Annotated in this window: 11 protein-coding genes and 1 pseudogene; 7 read left to right on the forward strand and 5 right to left on the reverse strand. The window is 71.8% G+C overall.

Annotated elements, in window-relative coordinates:
- The first annotated feature begins 134 nt into the window (after nucleotides 1-134).
- On the forward strand, nucleotides 135-1,418 hold the full coding sequence (gene eno / locus IF29_RS0127025; protein WP_030260089.1) for a phosphopyruvate hydratase: 1,284 nt from the start codon (nucleotides 135-137) through the stop codon (nucleotides 1,416-1,418).
- 448 nt (nucleotides 1,419-1,866) lie between these two features.
- Here eno and IF29_RS49075 read toward each other — a convergent pair.
- Nucleotides 1,867-2,846: pseudogene (locus IF29_RS49075) on the reverse strand (glycoside hydrolase family 99 protein); the annotation flags it as partial.
- A gap of 274 nt (nucleotides 2,847-3,120) precedes the next feature.
- Between IF29_RS49075 and IF29_RS43890 the strand changes: the two are divergent.
- Complete coding sequence (locus IF29_RS43890; protein WP_051726056.1) at nucleotides 3,121-5,097, forward strand: sigma-70 family RNA polymerase sigma factor; 1,977 nt, start codon at nucleotides 3,121-3,123, stop codon at nucleotides 5,095-5,097.
- A 20-nt stretch (nucleotides 5,098-5,117) separates the two neighbouring features.
- Here the strand turns inward: IF29_RS43890 and IF29_RS0127040 are convergent, their stop codons facing one another.
- The 3 genes from IF29_RS0127040 to IF29_RS0127050 all read right to left on the reverse strand — a co-directional run bounded on the left by IF29_RS0127040 (nucleotide 5,118) and on the right by IF29_RS0127050 (nucleotide 9,227).
- The gene (locus tag IF29_RS0127040) at nucleotides 5,118-5,969 is read right to left on the reverse strand and encodes a M55 family metallopeptidase (RefSeq protein ID WP_030260094.1); all 852 of its coding nucleotides are present in this window, start codon (nucleotides 5,967-5,969) and stop codon (nucleotides 5,118-5,120) included.
- Nucleotides 5,966-6,913 (reverse strand): glycosylasparaginase, encoded by a 948-nt coding sequence (locus IF29_RS0127045; protein WP_051726057.1) that lies wholly within the window; start codon nucleotides 6,911-6,913, stop codon nucleotides 5,966-5,968. The genes IF29_RS0127040 and IF29_RS0127045 overlap by 4 nt, the downstream gene beginning before the upstream one ends.
- A 109-nt stretch (nucleotides 6,914-7,022) precedes the next feature.
- Nucleotides 7,023-9,227, reverse strand: coding sequence for an MMPL family transporter (locus tag IF29_RS0127050; protein ID WP_030260098.1), 2,205 nt, complete (start codon nucleotides 9,225-9,227; stop codon nucleotides 7,023-7,025).
- A gap of 534 nt (nucleotides 9,228-9,761) precedes the next feature.
- Between IF29_RS0127050 and IF29_RS46295 the strand changes: the two genes are divergently transcribed.
- Genes IF29_RS46295 through IF29_RS0127065 form a run of 3 tightly spaced genes read left to right on the forward strand, consistent with a single transcriptional unit; the run spans nucleotide 9,762 to nucleotide 13,626 of the window.
- The gene (locus IF29_RS46295; RefSeq protein ID WP_157623947.1) at nucleotides 9,762-10,976 is read left to right on the forward strand and encodes a sugar ABC transporter substrate-binding protein; all 1,215 of its coding nucleotides are present in this window, start codon (nucleotides 9,762-9,764) and stop codon (nucleotides 10,974-10,976) included.
- The gene (locus IF29_RS46300) at nucleotides 10,973-12,526 is read left to right on the forward strand and encodes a sugar ABC transporter ATP-binding protein (RefSeq protein WP_037596766.1); all 1,554 of its coding nucleotides are present in this window, start codon (nucleotides 10,973-10,975) and stop codon (nucleotides 12,524-12,526) included. Before IF29_RS46295 ends, IF29_RS46300 begins: the two co-directional genes overlap by 4 nt.
- Entirely contained in the window at nucleotides 12,526-13,626 is a 1,101-nt protein-coding gene (locus IF29_RS0127065) for an ABC transporter permease (RefSeq protein ID WP_084715018.1), read from the forward strand. The genes IF29_RS46300 and IF29_RS0127065 overlap by 1 nt, the downstream gene beginning before the upstream one ends.
- Here IF29_RS0127065 and IF29_RS0127070 read toward each other — a convergent pair.
- The gene (locus IF29_RS0127070; protein ID WP_030260106.1) at nucleotides 13,623-13,919 is read right to left on the reverse strand and encodes a putative quinol monooxygenase; all 297 of its coding nucleotides are present in this window, start codon (nucleotides 13,917-13,919) and stop codon (nucleotides 13,623-13,625) included. The two genes, IF29_RS0127065 and IF29_RS0127070, sit on opposite strands and share 4 nt — an antisense overlap.
- 233 nt (nucleotides 13,920-14,152) lie before the next feature.
- On the opposite strand from IF29_RS0127070, the gene IF29_RS0127075 reads away from it, so the two are divergent.
- Together IF29_RS0127075 and lhgO are read left to right on the forward strand one after the other, a co-directional pair.
- On the forward strand, nucleotides 14,153-15,619 hold the full coding sequence (locus IF29_RS0127075; protein WP_030260109.1) for an aldehyde dehydrogenase family protein: 1,467 nt from the start codon (nucleotides 14,153-14,155) through the stop codon (nucleotides 15,617-15,619).
- 1 nt (nucleotide 15,620) lies between these two features.
- Nucleotides 15,621-16,835, forward strand: a complete 1,215-nt coding sequence (gene lhgO, locus IF29_RS0127080; protein WP_030260111.1) for an L-2-hydroxyglutarate oxidase — start codon at nucleotides 15,621-15,623, stop codon at nucleotides 16,833-16,835.
- Nucleotides 16,836-16,894 lie beyond the last annotated feature (59 nt).

Here is a 16,894-nt window from a genome sequence, read left to right on the forward strand (position 1 = left end):
TCAGGACCGCCGACGGCACCTCCGAGGGGTTTGGCGTGATCCTTTCGAACCATGGCGATCACGCCGCTGTCACCGGCGGGAGGAGCGCGAGAGGGTGATTGAACCCACTCTCAATCTCGTCCCAAGGGAGAAGCATGACCGCCATCGCCAGGATCACCGGACGCGAGATCGTCGACAGCCGGGGCAACCCGACCGTCGAGGTCGACGTCGAGCTGACGGACGGTTCGCTCGGACGGGCCGCCGTGCCGTCGGGGGCGTCCACGGGGGCCCGCGAGGCGGTGGAGCTGCGCGACGAGGATCCCGGGCGCTTCCACGGCAAGGGCGTCCAGGGCGCCGTCGGCTTCGTCAACGGTGAGATCGCCGACGCCGTGCTCGGCCTGGAGGCCGAGGAGCAGGCGGTCCTCGACGGCGTGCTGATCGAGCTGGACGGGACGGCGAACAAGGCCCGGCTGGGCGCCAACGCGATCCTGGGGGTGTCGCTCGCGGTGGCCAAGGCCGCGGCGGCGGCCCACCGGCTGCCGCTGTACCGCTACGTCGGCGGGGTGGACGCGCGGCTGCTGCCGGTGCCGATGATGAACATCGTCAACGGCGGCGCGCACGCCGACAATCCGCTGGACTTCCAGGAGTTCATGATCGCGCCGATCGGTGCGGCCACCTTCGCCGAGGCCGTGCGGATGGGTTCCGAGGTCTTCCACACCCTGCGCCGGGACCTGCTGGCGGCCGGTCACAGCACCGCCGTCGGCGACGAGGGCGGCTTCGCCCCGAACCTGCGCACCGCCGACGAGGCGCTGGAGTTCGTGCTCGGCGCCATCGAGCGCACCGGCTACAAGCCCGGCCAGGACATCACCCTGGTGATGGACCCCGCCACCTCGGAGTTCTTCCGCGACGGGGTCTACGACTACACCGGCGAGGGGCTGCGGCGGACGGTCCAGGAGCAGGTGGACTACCTGGCCGACCTGGTCGCCCGCTACCCCGTCGCCTCCATCGAGGACCCGATGGCCGAGGACGACCTCGACGGCTGGCGGCTGCTCATGACGCGACTGGGCGACCACTGCCAGCTGACCGGCGACGACGTCTTCTGCACCAACGAGGCGCTGCTGCGCGAGGGGATCCGTACCGGGGTGGCCAACTCGGTGCTGGTGAAGGTCAACCAGATCGGCACCCTGACCGAGACCCTGGCCACCGTCGGCGCCGCCCACCGGGCCGGCTACACCGTGGTGATGTCGCACCGCTCCGGGGAGACCGAGGACACCACCATCGCCGACCTCGCCGTCGCCACCGGCTGCGGCCAGATCAAGACCGGCTCGCTGTCCCGCTCGGACCGCACCGCCAAGTACAACCAGCTCATCCGGATCGAGGAGGAGCTGGGCGCCCAGGCGCGCTACGCCGGCCGGGAGGCCCTCGGCCTGCGCCGGTAGCCGCGCCGGCGGGCGCCGCACGGGTCGGGCGCCGCGGTCACACGGTAGCCTGGTCGAACTGCTCCCAGGTGCCGATGGCGGTGCGGTTGGCGATCAGCGGAGCGGCGCCGGCGTTCTCGGCGGTGACGTACTTGCCGTTGACCTGGGCGAGCAGGCTGACCGTGCCGTTGGAGTTGGTGACCAGCTTGAAACTCTCCCAGGGGCCGATCGCGGTGCGGTTGGCGATCAGTGCCGAGGCGCCGGCGTTCTCCGCGGTGACGTACATGCCGTTGACCTTGGCGCGCAGCGCGATGTTGCCGCTGCCCGCGTCGACCACGTCGAACTGCTCCCAGGTGCCGACCGAGGTGCGGTTGGCGATCAGTGCGGAGGCGCCGGCGTTCTCGGCGGTGACGTAGTCGCTGTTGGCCCTGGCCCGCAGCGAGACCGTCCGGAGCGCCGGCGCGATGACGACGACCGGCTGGGTGGGGCGGGTGGCGGTGAGGGCGATCTGGCCCTTGAGCATCCGGCCGCCGTCGCCGGTGAGGCGCAGGTAGTAGTCGGAGGAGCAGGCGGTGCCGTCCTCGTCCAGGGCCAGGAAGCCGGAGTTGGTGGGGGTCCAGGCCTGGGTCTCGGCGGTCTTGGCGATCTGGTTGCCCTCGTTGTACTCGTCGAACATGGAGATGTAGATGCCCTGGGCGCCGACCCGGACCATGTTGTAGAACTGCCGCCACATGAAGTCGCCGTGCGCGCGCTGCCTGGCGGACACGTCGCCGGGCAGCACGCAGGGCTGGTAGTCGACGCCGTTGGCGTTGCAGTCGGCCTGGTCCGGGACGTTGATGTTCTGGTACGCGGAGTCGGAGTCGGCGGCGTTCCCGATGGCGCCGACCATCCACGGCGAGAGCATGTTGAAGGCGTGGTAGACGCCGGAGAAGCCGGCCCGGGAGCCGCCGACGCCGGTGCGCCATTCGCGCGGTACGCCGCCGATGACGTAGCAGCCCTGGCTCTTGAACCAGTTGACGACGTCCAGGCAGGTGGCGGCGTCCCAGGGGTGGTTGGCGTCGTTGAAGCCGAAGCCCCAGATGCAGACCACCGGTTTGCCGTTCTGCATGGCATAGGCGGACGAGGCGGTGTGCGCCTTCATCTTGTTGGTCCAGTCGGCCTTCATCTCCGACTGCATGTTGGTCCAGCCGGTGGCGTCGTACATGATGTAGAACTTGCGGCCGTACTTCTCCCGTTGATGGGCGCGCCGTCGCCGATGGCGGCGAACCAGCCCTGGTAGCCGACGGTGATCTTCCCGACCACGTCGCCGGCGGCGCTGGCCGAGCTGCTGGCCGCGGTGGCGGCCTTGGCGATGCCGAACGCGCCGGCCGCCGCGGCGGCGGTGCCGCCGAGCGCGGTGGTGAGGACCCTGCGGCGGGACCAGGTCTGCCTGCGGTGGTTGACTGACATTGCGTGGTTCTCCGTGTGGGGGGAGGAGTGGGGGAGGGGAGAGCGAGGGGGAGGTCGGAAGGGATTCAACTTGCGTGTGTGACAGCGGGTCAAGGAACTCCGGACCGGTGTGGGATACCGCTCGATCGCACCGGAATCTGTTATCCGTGACAGCGGTGGGGTCCCTGCGCGAGGGCGGGCGCCAGGGACCGGAAGCCCGTGCTGGGCACACCTGTGCGAAGCTGTTCCGCGGCTTTCTGTTATGCCGCCGCCGACCGGGAACCCTCCTCTGACCATGACCGAGAATTCGCAGACCGCGGTGGTCCGTGCCGCGCAACGGGGTGACCAGCACGCCCTGGACGTCCTGGTGGCCGACTATCTGCCGCTGATCTACAACATCGTGGGACGTGCGCTGGGGGTGCCCGCCGACACCGACGACGTCGTGCAGGAGATCATGCTGCAGATGATCCGCGACGTGCGGAAGCTGCGCGATCCCGAGGCGTTCCGGTCCTGGCTGGTCGCCATCGCCATGCGGGAGGTGCGCCGGCACTGGCGGCTGCGGCGCAGCGCACCGGTCACCGACGGGATCGACGGCCTCGACGAGGCATCGCAACTCGCTGATCCGGGAGCCGATTTCGTCGATCTGACGATCACCGTGCTGGGCCTGTCGGGCCAGCGGCGGGAGGCGGCCGAGGCCACCCGGTGGCTGGACGCCGACGACCGGCAGCTGCTGTCGCTGTGGTGGATGGAGGTGGCCGGCCGGCTCACCCGCAGCGAACTGGCCGCCGCGATGAAGCTGCCGCTGCCGCAGGCCGCGGTCCGGGTGCAGCGGATGAAGGCGCAGCTGGACGTGGCACGGGCGATCGTCCGCGCGCTCAGGGCGGTGCCGCGGTGTCCGGAGACGGACCGGGTGCTGCGGGGCTGGGACGGACGGCCCACCGGCCTGTGGCGCAAGCGGCTGGCCAGGCATGTGCGCACCTGCGAGATGTGCGGCGGGGTGCCGGTCGATCTGGTTCCGGCGGAGCGGCTGCTGGCCGATGTGGCGCTGGTGTCCGTCCCGCCGGTGCTGCTGCTGGGGCTGGCCGCCTCGGGACTGGGAGCGGGGGCGGGAGCGGGAGGCGGCGCTGCGGGCGGCGCCGGGGCCCACACGGTGGCCGCCGCGGGCCGGGGTGCGGTCAGCACGGCGAGGCGGGCCGCCTGGAAGACGGGCGGTGTCTCGGTCGGCAAGGGCGCGGTGCTCTCCTCGGTGGCGCTGGTCACCGCCACCGCGGCGACCGCCGCCTACGCCTTCGGGCTGACCGGGCCGGCCCACGCCGGCGCCGCCGCGCCGGTGGCGACGGCGGCGCGCACGGTCGCCGCGGCGCCCTCCGCCACCCGGCCCGCGCCGACCCCCACGCCCTCGCCCAGCGCCAAGCCCAGCCCCTCGCCGTCGCACAAGCCTGCGGCGCCGAAGCCGGCGGCGGTCGACAACACCGCGCTGCCGGTGCGGGCGGCCTTCTACTACCCCTGGTACCCGGAGAACTTCAGCGGCGCGGGCAGCCAGTACACGCCCTCGGCGGGCAAGTACTCGGTGGACGTCCCGGCCACCGTCGACCGCCAGATCGAGGACATGCAGTACGGCGGTCTGCAGGCCGGCATCTCCTCCTGGTGGGGTGCGGGCAAGCGCGAGGACAAGCGGTTGCCGCTGCTGCTGTCCGAGGGCGCGAAGCTCGGCTTCTCCTGGACGGTGTACTACGAGCAGGAGGCGTACGGCGACCCCTCGGTGACGGCGATCCGGAGCGACCTGCAGTACCTGCGCAAGTACTCGGCCCAGAAGGCCTGGCTGCACATCGACGGCAAGCCGGTGATCTTCGTCTACGCCTCGGGCACCGACGGCTGCGGCATGGCCACCCGCTGGGCGCAGGCCAACCAGGGCGAGGGCTACTACGTGGTGCTGAAGGTCTTCGGCGGCTACCTCGGCTGCGCCGACCAGCCGCAGGGCTGGCACCAGTACGCCGACGTGCTGGACGTGCAGAAGGGCTACTCGGCGATCCTGTCGCCCGGGTTCTGGAAGAACGACGCCAAGACCCCGGCGGTCCCGCGCGACCTCGCCCGCTTCCGCAACGACGCCACCACCGTCGCCACCTCGGGCGCCCCGTTCCAGCTGGTGGTGACCTACAACGAATGGGGCGAGGGCACGGCGGTCGAGTCCGCCACGGCCTGGTCCAGTGCCAGCGGCCACGGGGCGTACATGGACATCCTGCACCAGGTCTTCGCCGCGCATCCGCGCTGAGGGCCACCCCGCCGGCGGTGCTACTCGGCGATGCCGCGGGTGAGCAGCACCACGGTCACGAAGGTGCGGTAGAGGCGGATCGGGTCGTGGTCGTCCAGGTGGACCACGGTGGGGTCGGCCCGGTCCTGGGCGACCCCGGTGATCCAGGTCGCCATTTCGGCCAGGTCCGGGTTGCGGAAGCGGACGGTGAGGGTGGCGGGCAGGTCGATCCGGGGGAGCGAGGCGGTGGACAGCCCGGACACGGCACGGTGGGCGGCGGTGCGGATCGCCTCGCGGGCGTCGGCCGGGTGCAGGCTGTCGGCGGCGAAGCGGGAGACCGAGGTCTTCACCACGGCGGCGTGGACGTCGGGGCAGAACGGCTCGATCTCGGCGGCGGTGGTGTCGTCACCGGTGATCAGCACCACCGGGACCCGGTGCCCCAGCGCGACCAGCGCGTTGATCGCGCTCTCGCCGGCGACCGACCCGTTCAGCCGCACCTCGCTGATGGCCGCCGGGTTGTAGGTGTGCGAGAGGGCCGAGGAGGTGGCCATCGAGCCGTGGTAGGAGACGAAGAAGACGGCGTCGAAGGAGGAATCCAGGCCCTGCATCATGTAGAGCGGCTTGTGCCGGCCCGACAGGTAGCGGGCGCGTCCTGACAGGGTGTCGGGGCGGAGGTTGGCCATCCGTCCGTGCGAGTCGTTGACCAGGAAGCCGACCGCGGAGCCGTCCCCCGCGCCTTCGGCGGCGCCCTCGATCGCGCCCTCGATCGCGGCGTTGACCTCGGCCTGGAGCAGGTCGCGGTAGTAGGGGTAGTCGACCCCCGAGGGCCGGCACTGCTCCCAGTCGACGACCCCGGCGGTGCCCTCCATGTCGGTGGAGACGAAGATCTTCACAGCACCGCCCTCGGGTGCATCCGCAGCTCGGGGGAGTGCTCGGTCATCACGGCGTAGGTGCTGCCCTGCTGGCCGGCGGCGCCGCCGTGGCGGCCGTCCGGGGTGAGCGCCAGCGCGCGCAGCTCGGCGCGGAAGTCGTCGGGCAGCGTCGCGGCCTCGGCCAGTGCCGAACGGCAGGCCTCGGCCGGATCCGCTCCGGCGGCGAGCAGGTCGACGATGGTGCGGGCGGTGCCGCCGCGCATGCTCAGCTCGCCGCGGCCGGTGCAGGCCGCGCCGCCGGCGCGCAGGTCGCACCAGTTCCCGGCGCCGGGGACGGCCGAATCGCCCACCCGGCCGGGGTACTTGAAGGGGTAGCCGGAGGTGGAGACGCCCACGCACAGCTCGCCGGAGGAGTCCAGCGCGATGATGTTGATGGTGCCCCAGGGGCCCTCGTGCGGTGCCAGCCTGCGGACCAGGTCCAGCGCCGTGCGCCGGTAGAGCGCGTCTCCGTCGAGCGCTGCGGTGTTCTCGCCCTCGACCGACTCGCCGGAGGCCCGCAGCTGCTCCCGCCACAGCGTCTTGGCCTCGTTGGTGAGCAGTTCGGCCCGGCGGAAGCCGTTCTCCTTGGCGAACAGCGCGGCGCCCTCGCCGACCAGCATGCAGTGCTGGGGCAGTCCCTCCAGCACCGCCCGGGCCACCGAGATCGGGTTGGGGTAGCCGCGCAGCGCCCCCACCGAGCCGAACCTGCGGTTGGAGCCCAGCATCACCGAGGCGTCGAGTTCGACCTCGCCCTGGGCGTTCGGCAGGCCGCCGGTGCCCACGTAGTGGTCGGCGAGGTTGTCCTCGCAGCAGCGCATCGCGGCCTCGACCGCGTCCAGGGCGGAACCGCCCCGCGCGAGCACCTCCATGCCGGTCGGCAGACCGGCCTCGCTGCGTTCGCTTCCGATGATGACGGCCTCTGGCACGGGGGCTCCAGGATGACGGTGCGGTGGTGACGTTCCGGTTGTGTACCGGGCCACTCTCGCACGGCCGATGATCACCGCGGACCGCGGGGCGTCCCCGCGCCGGCGGCGGTCAGGCCGTCGGCGGGGCGGGGGCGGCCTCCGGGACGGGGTGGAAGGTCTCCTGGAGCCGGTTGCCCTCGATGTCCGGGTCGGGGACGTACTTGGCGAACCACTGGGGGTGGTACCAGAGCTTGGAGCGGATGATGGCCATCACCGCGGGCACCAGGGTGAGCCGGACCACGAAGGCGTCCAGCAGCACGCCGGTGGCGAAGCTGAAGCCGATGGCCTTGATGGTGGGGTCGTTGGTGAACATGAAGGCCACGAAGATGGAGAACATGATCAGGGCGGCGGCGGTGACCACCCGGGCCGCCAGGCCGGTGCCGCTCTCGACCGCGCCGCGGGCGTCGTCGCTCTTGCTGAACTCCTCCTTGATCCGGGAGACCACGAAGACCTCGTAGTCGCTGGAGAGGCCGAAGATGATCGCGAGCATCAGGATCGGCAGGAAGCTGATGGTCTCGCTCGGGGTGATCCCGAAGATGTGCCGGCCCCAGCCCCACTGGAAGATCGCCACCTGGGCCCCGAGCGCCGCCAGCACCGAGAGCAGGAAGCCGATGATGGACTTGATCGGGACCAGGATGGTGCGGAACGCGAAGGTCAGCAGGATGAAGGCGAGTCCGACCACGACCACCAGGAACACCGGCAGCGCGCTGTTGAGCTTGCTGGACACGTCGATGTTGGAGGCGGTGGTGCCGCCGACCAGGACGGTCGCCCCGGTGCTGCCCTCGACGGCGGCGCGCTGGTTGCGGATTCCGTGCACCAGGTCGGCGGTGGCCGGGTCGTTGGGGCCGGTCTTGGGGATCAGCCGGAAGACCACGGTCTGCGGGGTCTGCACCGCCACGCTGGCGGTGTCCACGCCGGGGACCTTCTCCAGCCTGTCGAGGATCTGCTGGGTGTCGGCGCTGCCGGAGATCCCGTCGGCGACCACCAGCAGCGGGCCGTTGAAGCCGGCCCCGAAACTGGCCGTGGTCAGGTCGTAGGCCTTGCGCGAGGTGTCCGAGGTGGGCTTGGAGGAACCGCTGGGCAGGCCCAGCTGCATGCTCCAGTACGGGATCGCCAGCACCACCAGGAAGGCCACCCCGGCGATCAGCATCGGCACCCGGAACCGGACCACGAAGCGGGCCCAGCGGGCGCCGAAGGTGCGCTGCGGGGCGGTGGCGCCGATGGTGGCGACCTGCTCGTGGTGGCCGCGGCGCAGCGGGGTGTCGATGAACTTGGTGACCTTGTGCCCGGCGAAGCCGAGCATGGCGGGCAGCAGGGTGAGCGCGATCAGCATAGCCATCAGCACCGCGGCCGCGGCGCTGAGGCCCATCACGGTGAGGAACGGGATTCCGACCACGGACAGTCCGCACAGCGCGATGATCACGGTGAGCGCGGCGAAGACCACCGAGCTGCCGGCGGTGCCGGCGGCCAGTGCCGCGGAGTCCTCCACGCTGAGCCCGTTGAGCAGGTTGTTGCGGTGCCTGGACAGGATGAACAGGCCGTAGTCGATGCCGCAGGACAGGCCGAGCATGATGGCGACGGTGGTGGAGGCGGAGGCGATGTCGACCACCGCGGCGACCGCGGTGACGCCCATCAGGGTGATCACCACGCCGATGATCGCGGTGAGGATCGGCAGCCCGGCGGTGACCAGCGCGCCGAAGGTGATCACCAGGATGACGAAGGCGATGACCAGCCCGATCAGCTCGGGGGCCTCGGAGGGGACCAGCCGCCAGCCGGGGTAGACGCTGCCGGAGTACTCCACCTGGACGCCGGCCTGCTGGGCCGGCTTCACCGCGGTCTTCACGTCGTCCAGGGAGGCGTCCTTCACCTGCGCCGCGGCGACCGAGTACTGCACCTGGCCCAGGGCCACCCGACCGTCCGGGGAGACCGCGTGCGCCGTGTAGGGGTCGGAGACCGAGACCACCTGCGGGACCTTCTTCAGGTTCGCGAGCGCGGCCTCGACGCCGCTCTTGTAGGGCTCGGCGCTGATGTTCGAGCCCACCGGCGCCGCGAAGACGACCTGGGTCTGCGCACCGCTCAGTGCCGGCACCTTCTTCACCAGCAGGTCCGAGACGTGCTGGGACTCGGTGCCGGGGATGGTGAAGTTGTCGTTGGTCTTCCCGCCGCTGAGCTGGCCCAGCAGGATCGCGCCGACGGCGGCGAGCAGCCACAGCGCCAGCACCAGCCGGCGGCGCCGGAACGAGAACCGGGACAGCCGGAACAGGTACGTCGACATCGGGGTCCTCCGCAGGTGCGCCCGCTCCGCCCGGGTGACGGGCCGTTGGAGCCATCATCGGGAGCGCGGGGCCGGGGGGCACGCCGGGGCGGTCATTCGGGGGCATCCGGGCGCGGCGGCGGTGGCCGGTGGTCGGCGTCCGGTCCGGCGCACACGTACTGAGCGGATTGTCTACGTCAATGTAGACGGTCCCGGTCGGCCGGAGCGCGTAGCGGGGGTCGGTATCCGGTCACCGTTTTCGCACCTGCGGGGCGGATCCGGGGCCTGCGCCTGTACTGAAGCCGTGACCGGGCGTCAAGGGGTGTGCGGTTCCGCACCGCGCCGGGGGGATCTTGCCGATTCCGGCCCAAAGGGGCGTCAGAAGGCGGCCGGGAGGGGGCGGGAGCGCGTTCGGGCATTCCGGTGCGCCTCCCGGCAACGGGTCGGTTGCCGCTGATTGCACAAGCTAAGGCTTCACGACCGGGCACGGGCAACGGAGTAGAAACCCAGTGTTCACGCGAGGGTCGCGGATCGGGGATTGCGGAGGCTTGACCAGTGAGACCTTACGGAAAGCGGCGGTTGATGTCCTGCGCGGCGTTCGTCGCCGCCTCGGCGGTACTGGCCGGATGCGGATCGAGCGGCAGCCAGGGCGCCGGCGGCGGTGCCTCGGGGAGCGGCTCCTCGGGGAGCGGCGCCGGCACGGGCAGCGCCTCCGCCGGGAGCGATCCGGTGGCGGCCGGCCTGGCCATGGCGGAGCAGCAGGTGGCCAAGCTCTCGGCGACGACCGCGACCTATCCGGTGCCCACCGCGAGCGTGTCCGGGACGGCGAAGTTCAAGGGCCGGACGGTGTACTACATCCCGCTGGTGCAGCAGATACCCGGCTTCGTGGTCACCGCCGCGACCATGAAGACGGCGCTGGCCAAGGCGGGCCTGTCGCTGCAGGTCTGCAACGGCCAGGGCCAGCCGTCGGCGGTCGCGGCCTGCGTGCAGCAGGCGGTCGGGGCCAACGCGGCCGGGATCATCACCGACGCCATCGAGTACGGCATGGCGAAGAACGCACTGGACGCCGCCAAGGCCAAGGGCGTCCCGATCGTCGTCGCCGACCAGATCCCGCCGACCGGCACTGCCAACGACAACGCGCTGACCTACGTCCCCGGCGCGGTCGACCAGCCGAGCCAGATCGCCTGGTGGCTGATCGCCGACTCCAAGGGCAAGGGCAACGAGATCATCGCCGCCGAGGCCGACTCCACGTCGTCGATGACGTACGTGACCGACTCCGAGCCGATCTACGCGAAGTACTGCCCCGACTGCAAGATCACCGTCAAGACCATCACCGCCACCACCGACGCGCTGCTGGCCTCGGCCACCAGCTCCAATGTGCTCAGCAACCCCGGGGCGACCTACTACTACACCGAGTTCGAGGACAGCCTGCAGGACACCGTCCAGGGTCTGCAGCAGTCCGGGCGGGCCTCGTCCATGTCGCTGTCGGTGGCGGGCGGCTCGGTGAACGGATTGGGGCTGCTCAAGGGCGACTCCGTGGTCAAGGCCGTGGTGGCGGTGGACCAGCCCTACGCCGGTTGGGCGCTCACCGACGAGATCCTGCGGATGATGACCAAGTCCGGACCGGTCACCGAGACCTTCCCGACCCGGCTGTTCACCAAGCAGAACATCGGCAGCGTCCAGGTCACCCCGGCGGCCCAGGCCTCCGGGGAGTGGTTCGGCGACTCCTCGTTCGAGGCCGCCTTCGCCAAGCTGTGGGGCCAGGGGTGACGCCCGCTGCGGGGCCGCACCGGCTGGAGGTCGCCGGGCTGTCCAAGACCTTCGGGCCGACCCGGGCGCTGCGCGGGGTCCGGCTGCAGGTCACTCCGGGGGAGCTGCACGGCCTGGTGGGGCAGAACGGATGCGGCAAGTCGACCCTGGTGAAGATCCTGACCGGGGTGTACTCGCCCGATCCGGGCGGCAGCCTCACGGTGGACGGGCGCCCGCTGTCGCTGCCGGTGCGCCCGGCGGAGCAGCGGGAGGCCGGGGTCTCGGTGGTCCATCAGAACCTCGGCCTGGTCGACGAACGGACCGTCTGGGAGAACGTGCGGCTGGGCCGTTACCGGGCCGGGCGGCTGTCCCGGCGGATCGACCGGAAGCAGGAGCGGCGCGCGGTCGAGGAGGTGCTGGCCCGGCTGGGCCGCCCGCTGGACGTCGGAGAGCGGGTCGGCGCGCTGTCCGCCGAGGACCGTGCGGCGGTCGCCATCGCCCGGGCGATGCAGGACCACCGCCCCGGCAGCGGGCTGATCATCTTCGACGAGTCGACCCGGGCGCTGGGGCGGGAGGCCAGGTCCCGGTTCTTCGACCTGGTCAGATCGCTGATCGCGGGCGGGGCCTCGGTGCTGCTGATCTCCCATCAGCTGGAGGAGATCGTCGAGGTGACCGACCGGGTCACCGTGCTGCGGGACGGCGCCGTGATCGAGGCGGGCGTCCCCACCCGCGAGGTGGACGAGACCGCGCTCACCCGGATGATGCTGGGACGGCACCTGGTCACCCACGACCGGGTGGACACCCAGGCCCGGGAGGAGGCGCTGGCCTCGGTGCGGGGGCTGGCGGTCGGCCCGGTGGACGGACTGGACCTGGAGATCCGGCGCGGCGAGATCGTGGGGCTCACCGGGCTGGTCGGCTCGGGCTTCCAGGAGGCGGCCGAGGCGCTGGGCGGTGCGCGGCGGGCCCGGGCGGGCGGACTCACGGTCCGGGAACACGAGCTGGCGCTGGACCGCAGGCGCGGCTGCACCGGGGACTTCGTCGCTGCGGGGGTGGCCTTCGTACCCGAGCGCCGCCTGGAGGAGGGGCTGGCCGGCGAGCTGTCGGTGGCCGACAACCTGACGCTGCCCCGGGTCCGCAGCCGCGGCAACCCGCTGCGGATCGGCGCCGCCTGGCAGGCCGAGGAGACGGCCGCGATGATCGCGCTGCTGGACATCAGGCCGGCCGACCCCGGGGCACCGGTCGCCACCCTCAGCGGCGGCAACCAGCAGAAGGTGCTGCTGGGCAAGTGGCTGGCCGGCAAGCCGGACCTGCTGGTGCTGCACGAGCCCACGCAGGCGGTCGACGTCGGCGCCCGGCACGACATCATCGACGCGGTCCGGGCCGCCGCCCGGGCCGGCTGTGGGGTGGTCCTGGCCTCGGTCGACGCGGTCGACCTGGCGGTGCTCTGCGACCGGGTGCTGGTCTTCCGCGACGGCCGGGTGGCCCGGGAACTCAGCGGCGACCTGGACCAGGACGCCATCGTGCACGCGACGTTCGGAGCGGATGAGAGCGGAGAGGGGTGGGTGGGCTGATGGACGCCGCCCGACAGCACGACCAGGACATCGAACACGACGTCAGCCAGGGCGTCAGCCAGGGCGTCGACCAGGGCGTCGACCAGGGCGTCGACCAGGGCGCCAGCCACGACGCCGATCGGGGCGTCCCGCGCCGGCCGGTGCCCGGCCTGGCCTCCCGGGTCCGCACCGTCTCCGCGCGCTACGCGGTGATCGCGGTCTGGGCGGCCATGATCGCGGTCTACGCCGCGGCCGAGCCAGGACTGTTCCTGCGGACGCCGACCTTCCAGACCATCTTCAGCTCGCAGCAGCCGCTGGTCTTCCTCACCATGGCCCTGCTGTGCACCATCTGCGTCGGTGAGTTCGTCGACCTCTCGGTCCCGGCGGTGTTCAGCTTCTCCGCGACGCTGCTGCCGGTGCTGGTGGTGGACCACGGCTGGGCGGTGTGGCCGGCGGCGGCCGTCGCGGTCCTGGCGGGGGTGGCGATCGGCGCGGTCAACGGCCTGCTGGTGGTCGTCGCCGAGGTGAACACCATCGTGGTGACGCTGGGGATGAGCACCCTGCTCGGCGGCATCTCGCTGTGGATGTCCCATCTGAACTCGGTCAGCGGACTGTCGGCCGGCTTCGGCAGGATCGCGCTGTACGAGGTGGGCGGCCTGCCGGTGTCCTTCTACTACGGCCTGGTGCTGGTGGCCGGCTTCGCCTATCTGCTGGCGTTCTCGCCGCTGGGGAGGCACATGCGCTTCGTGGGGGCCAGCCGGGAGGTCAGCCGGCTCTCCGGGGTCAGGGTCGACCGGATCCGCTTCGGCTCCTTCGTCGCGGCCGGGCTGCTCTGCGGCGTCGGCGCGGTGATCGCGGTCGCGGCCCTGGGCGGCTACAACCCGACGACGGCCGACAGCTATCTGCTGCCAACCTTCGCCGCGGTCTTCCTGGGCACCGCGATCATCGAGCCGGGGACCTTCAACCCCGTCGGCACCCTGATCGGGATCTACTTCCTGGAGACCGGGATCCTCGGGCTGCAACTGCTGGGCCTGCAGGCCTGGGTGTCGCCGGTGTTCTACGGCGGCGTGCTGGTGGTGGCGGTGACGCTGTCGACGCTGCTGCGCCGGCGAAGGCGCTAGGACGCTTCGAGCGGTACCAGGTCGTGCCGGTGACGCTCCGCCAGGAACGGCAGGGTCCCCTGCCGCAGCCACTGCTCGAAATGGTCCGAGGCGAGGTGCGCCTCGAACGCGGCCTGGTCCGTGTACTCCTCGCAGAGGACGAAAGCCGCTTCGTCCTGGGGATCGCGGTAGACGTCGTAGCGCAGATTTCCGCTTTCCGCGCGGGTGGGTGCCAGCATGTTCCGCAGGGATTCCCCGACCTGCTTCTCGGAACCCGGCTGGGCGCGGTAGCGCGCAATCACGACGTACGACATGGCCATCCGTTTCGTCCGCGGGCAGGCGGCCCGCGATGGGTACTCGCTGGTGGTGCTCGGTGCGCCGATGTGCGCGGAGCGCCTCCCATAGTGGCCTACGCGGTGGCGCCGGCGAAGCCGCCGACCACGTCCGGACCGTAAACCAAAGCTTGCAAATCCGCATGGTCCGCACACGCTTTCTCGCTCCTATGCTCAGGTCACTCGGTTGGATTGAGGAAGAAGGTTCGGCGCGTATGTCAGTGAAATCAGTGCCGCGATTGGTCGGCGGGGAGTGGCGGATGCCGGCGGACGGGCGCACGCTCGACGTGCTCGACCCTGCCGACGTCCGCCGGGTGGTCGCCCGGATCCCGGCGATGACCGCTCCCGAGGTGACCGAGCTGTACGACCGGGCCGCCGGGGCGGCAGCGGGCTGGGCCGCGCTGTCCCCGATCGACCGTGCCGCGGTGATGAGCCGGGCCGCCGACACGCTGCGCGAGCGGCACGAGGAGATCGCCGCGGACCTGGTGGCGGAGATGGGCAAGACCCGGGCCGAGGCCGAGGGGGAGGTCGAGAAGGCCGCCGACTTCTTCGACTACTACGCCGGCTTCGCCCGCCGGCCGTGGGGCGAGCTGCTCGCCGACGGACGGCCGGGCACCCGCACCAGCGTCCGCCGCGAACCGGTCGGGGTGGTGCTGCTGGTCACCCCCTGGAACGACCCGCTGCTCACCCCGGCCCGCAAGCTGGCCCCGGCGCTGATCGCCGGCAACACCGTGGTGCTCAAGCCGGCCACCCAGACGCCGCTGGTCTCGCTGCACCTGGCCCGGGCGCTGCACGACTCCGGACTGCCGGCCGGTGTGCTGGGGGTCGCCGTCGGCAGCATCCGGCAGATCGAGGAGGCGCTGCTGGACGACGTCCGGCTGGACGCGGTCTCCTTCACCGGCAGCACCCCGGTGGGCCGCTCGCTGCAGCGGCGGCTGGCCGGACGCAACGTCAGGCTGCAGACGGAGCTGGGCGGAAAGAACGCCTCGGCGGTGCTCGCCGACGCCGACCTGGAGCTGGCCGTGCGCACCATCGCCTCGGCGGCCTTCGGCCAGACCGGGCAGCGCTGCACCGCCACCAGCCGGGTCGTGGTGGACCGGGCCGTCGCCGAACAGGTCGTCAGCGGCCTGGTGGCGCAGGCCGATGCGCTGCAGGTCGGACCGGGCGAGGAGAAGGAGACGGTGATCGGCCCGCTGGCGGACCCGGGGCACCGGGACAGCGTGCTGGAGCACATCGGCCGGGCGGCCGCGCAGGGCGCCGGGATCGCCGCCGGGGGAGCGGCGCCGGAGGGCGAGCAGTACGCCCACGGCTGCTACGTCCGGCCGACCGTGCTGGTCGGGGTGGACCGGGAGATGGACATCTGGCGCGAGGAGGTCTTCGGACCGGTGATCGCGGTGCAGGTGGTGGACGGGTTCGACGCGGCGGTCGAGGCGGTCAACGACTCCGTCTACGGGCTGAGTTCGGCCGTGTTCACCCGGGACCTGCGGCAGGCGGAGGCGTTCAGCGACCGGGTCAGGACCGGTCAGGTGTCGGTGAACCTGCCGACCATGGGCTGGGACGTGCACATGCCCTTCGGCGGCTTCGGCGACTCCGGCTCCCCGTTCAAGGAGCAGGGCAGCGAGGCGCTGAACTTCTACACCCGGGTCAAGACCGTCGCCGTCCGCTACGACACGGGGATCTGACATGGCGACTCTCCCATCCTCCCAGGTGCGGCCTGTCGGCGTCGTCGGGGCGGGACTGGTCGGACTGGCCGTGGCCCGGCTGCTGACCCAGCGCGGCCACGAGGTGGTGGTCTTCGAGAAGGAGCCGGAGGTCTCGCTGCACCAGTCGGGGCACAACTCCGGCGTGGTCCACTCCGGGATCTACTACACGCCGGGCTCGCTCAAGGCCGTGCTCTGCCGGCGCGGGGTGACGCTGATCCAGGAGTTCTGCGCCAAGCACGAACTGGAGTACCGGGAGATCGGCAAGGTCATCGTCGCGCACTCGGACGCGGAGCTGGAGCGGCTGCGCGACCTGGAGACCCGGGCCGAGGCCAACGGCGTGCCGGGGGTGCGCTGGCTGGAGCCGGCGCAGCTGCGCGAGATCGAGCCCAACGTCCAGGGGCTGGCCGCGCTGCACTCGCCGACCACCGCGATCGTGGACTACCGGCAGATCGCCAGGGCGATGGCCGACGAGATCACCGAGGCCGGCGGGAGGGTGCTGCTCGGCTGCCCGGTCACCGCGATCACCCCGAACCCGCACCGCGGCGTGACGGTCCGCAGCGGGGAGCAGCAGTACCAGCTGGACCGGCTGGTGATCTGCGCCGGACTGCAGTCGGACACCGTGGCCGGGCTGGCCGGTGACCAGCCGTCACCCGCCATCATCGCCTTCCGCGGCGAGTACTACCGGCTCCGGCCGGAGCGGGCCGGCCTGGTGCGCGGGCTGGTCTACCCGGTGCCGGACCCGGAGTACCCGTTCCTCGGCACCCACCTCACCCCCAGGGTCGACGGGACCGTGGACGTCGGCCCCAACGCGGTCTTCGCCTTCGCCCGCGAGGGCTACCGGCGCAGCGACGTCAACCTGCGCGAGCTGGGCCGGGCGCTGGCCTGGCCGGGCACCCGCCGGCTGGCCAGGGAGCACTGGCGGATGGGGCTGCGCGAGATGCGCGGCTCGCTGTCCAAGCGGGTGTTCACCGCCGCCGCCCAGCAGTACGTGCCGGACCTGCGGCCGGACGACCTGGTGCCGGCCCCGGCCGGGGTCCGGGCGCAGGCCCTGGACGAGCGCGGGCAGCTGGTGGACGACTTCCGGATATCCACGGTCGGCCCGGTCACCGCCGTCCGCAACGCGCCCTCGCCGGCCGCCACCTCCTGCATGGCGATCGCCGAGCACGTGGTCGACCGGCTGGCTCCGACGTCCTGACGGTCCGTCGGTCCGAGGCCTTCTTCTCCTTTACTGAATCTGATCACCTGTCACTTCGT

Source organism: Streptacidiphilus jeojiense (assembly GCF_000719095.1).
Lineage (GTDB): Bacteria > Actinomycetota > Actinomycetes > Streptomycetales > Streptomycetaceae > Streptacidiphilus > Streptacidiphilus jeojiensis.

What these genes read in the sequence shown, in the direction of transcription:
- eno (WP_030260089.1), top strand. Translation starts at nt 135, where the DNA reads ATGACCGCCATCGCCAGGATCACCGGACGCGAGATCGTCGACAGCCGG.
- lhgO (WP_030260111.1), top strand. Translation starts at nt 15,621, where the DNA reads ATGGCGACTCTCCCATCCTCCCAGGTGCGGCCTGTCGGCGTCGTCGGG.
- IF29_RS0127050 (WP_030260098.1), bottom strand. Translation starts at nt 9,227, where the DNA reads ATGTCGACGTACCTGTTCCGGCTGTCCCGGTTCTCGTTCCGGCGCCGC.
- IF29_RS0127075 (WP_030260109.1), top strand. Translation starts at nt 14,153, where the DNA reads ATGTCAGTGAAATCAGTGCCGCGATTGGTCGGCGGGGAGTGGCGGATG.
- IF29_RS0127065 (WP_084715018.1), top strand. Translation starts at nt 12,526, where the DNA reads ATGGACGCCGCCCGACAGCACGACCAGGACATCGAACACGACGTCAGC.
- IF29_RS0127070 (WP_030260106.1), bottom strand. Translation starts at nt 13,919, where the DNA reads ATGTCGTACGTCGTGATTGCGCGCTACCGCGCCCAGCCGGGTTCCGAG.
- IF29_RS43890 (WP_051726056.1), top strand. Translation starts at nt 3,121, where the DNA reads ATGACCGAGAATTCGCAGACCGCGGTGGTCCGTGCCGCGCAACGGGGT.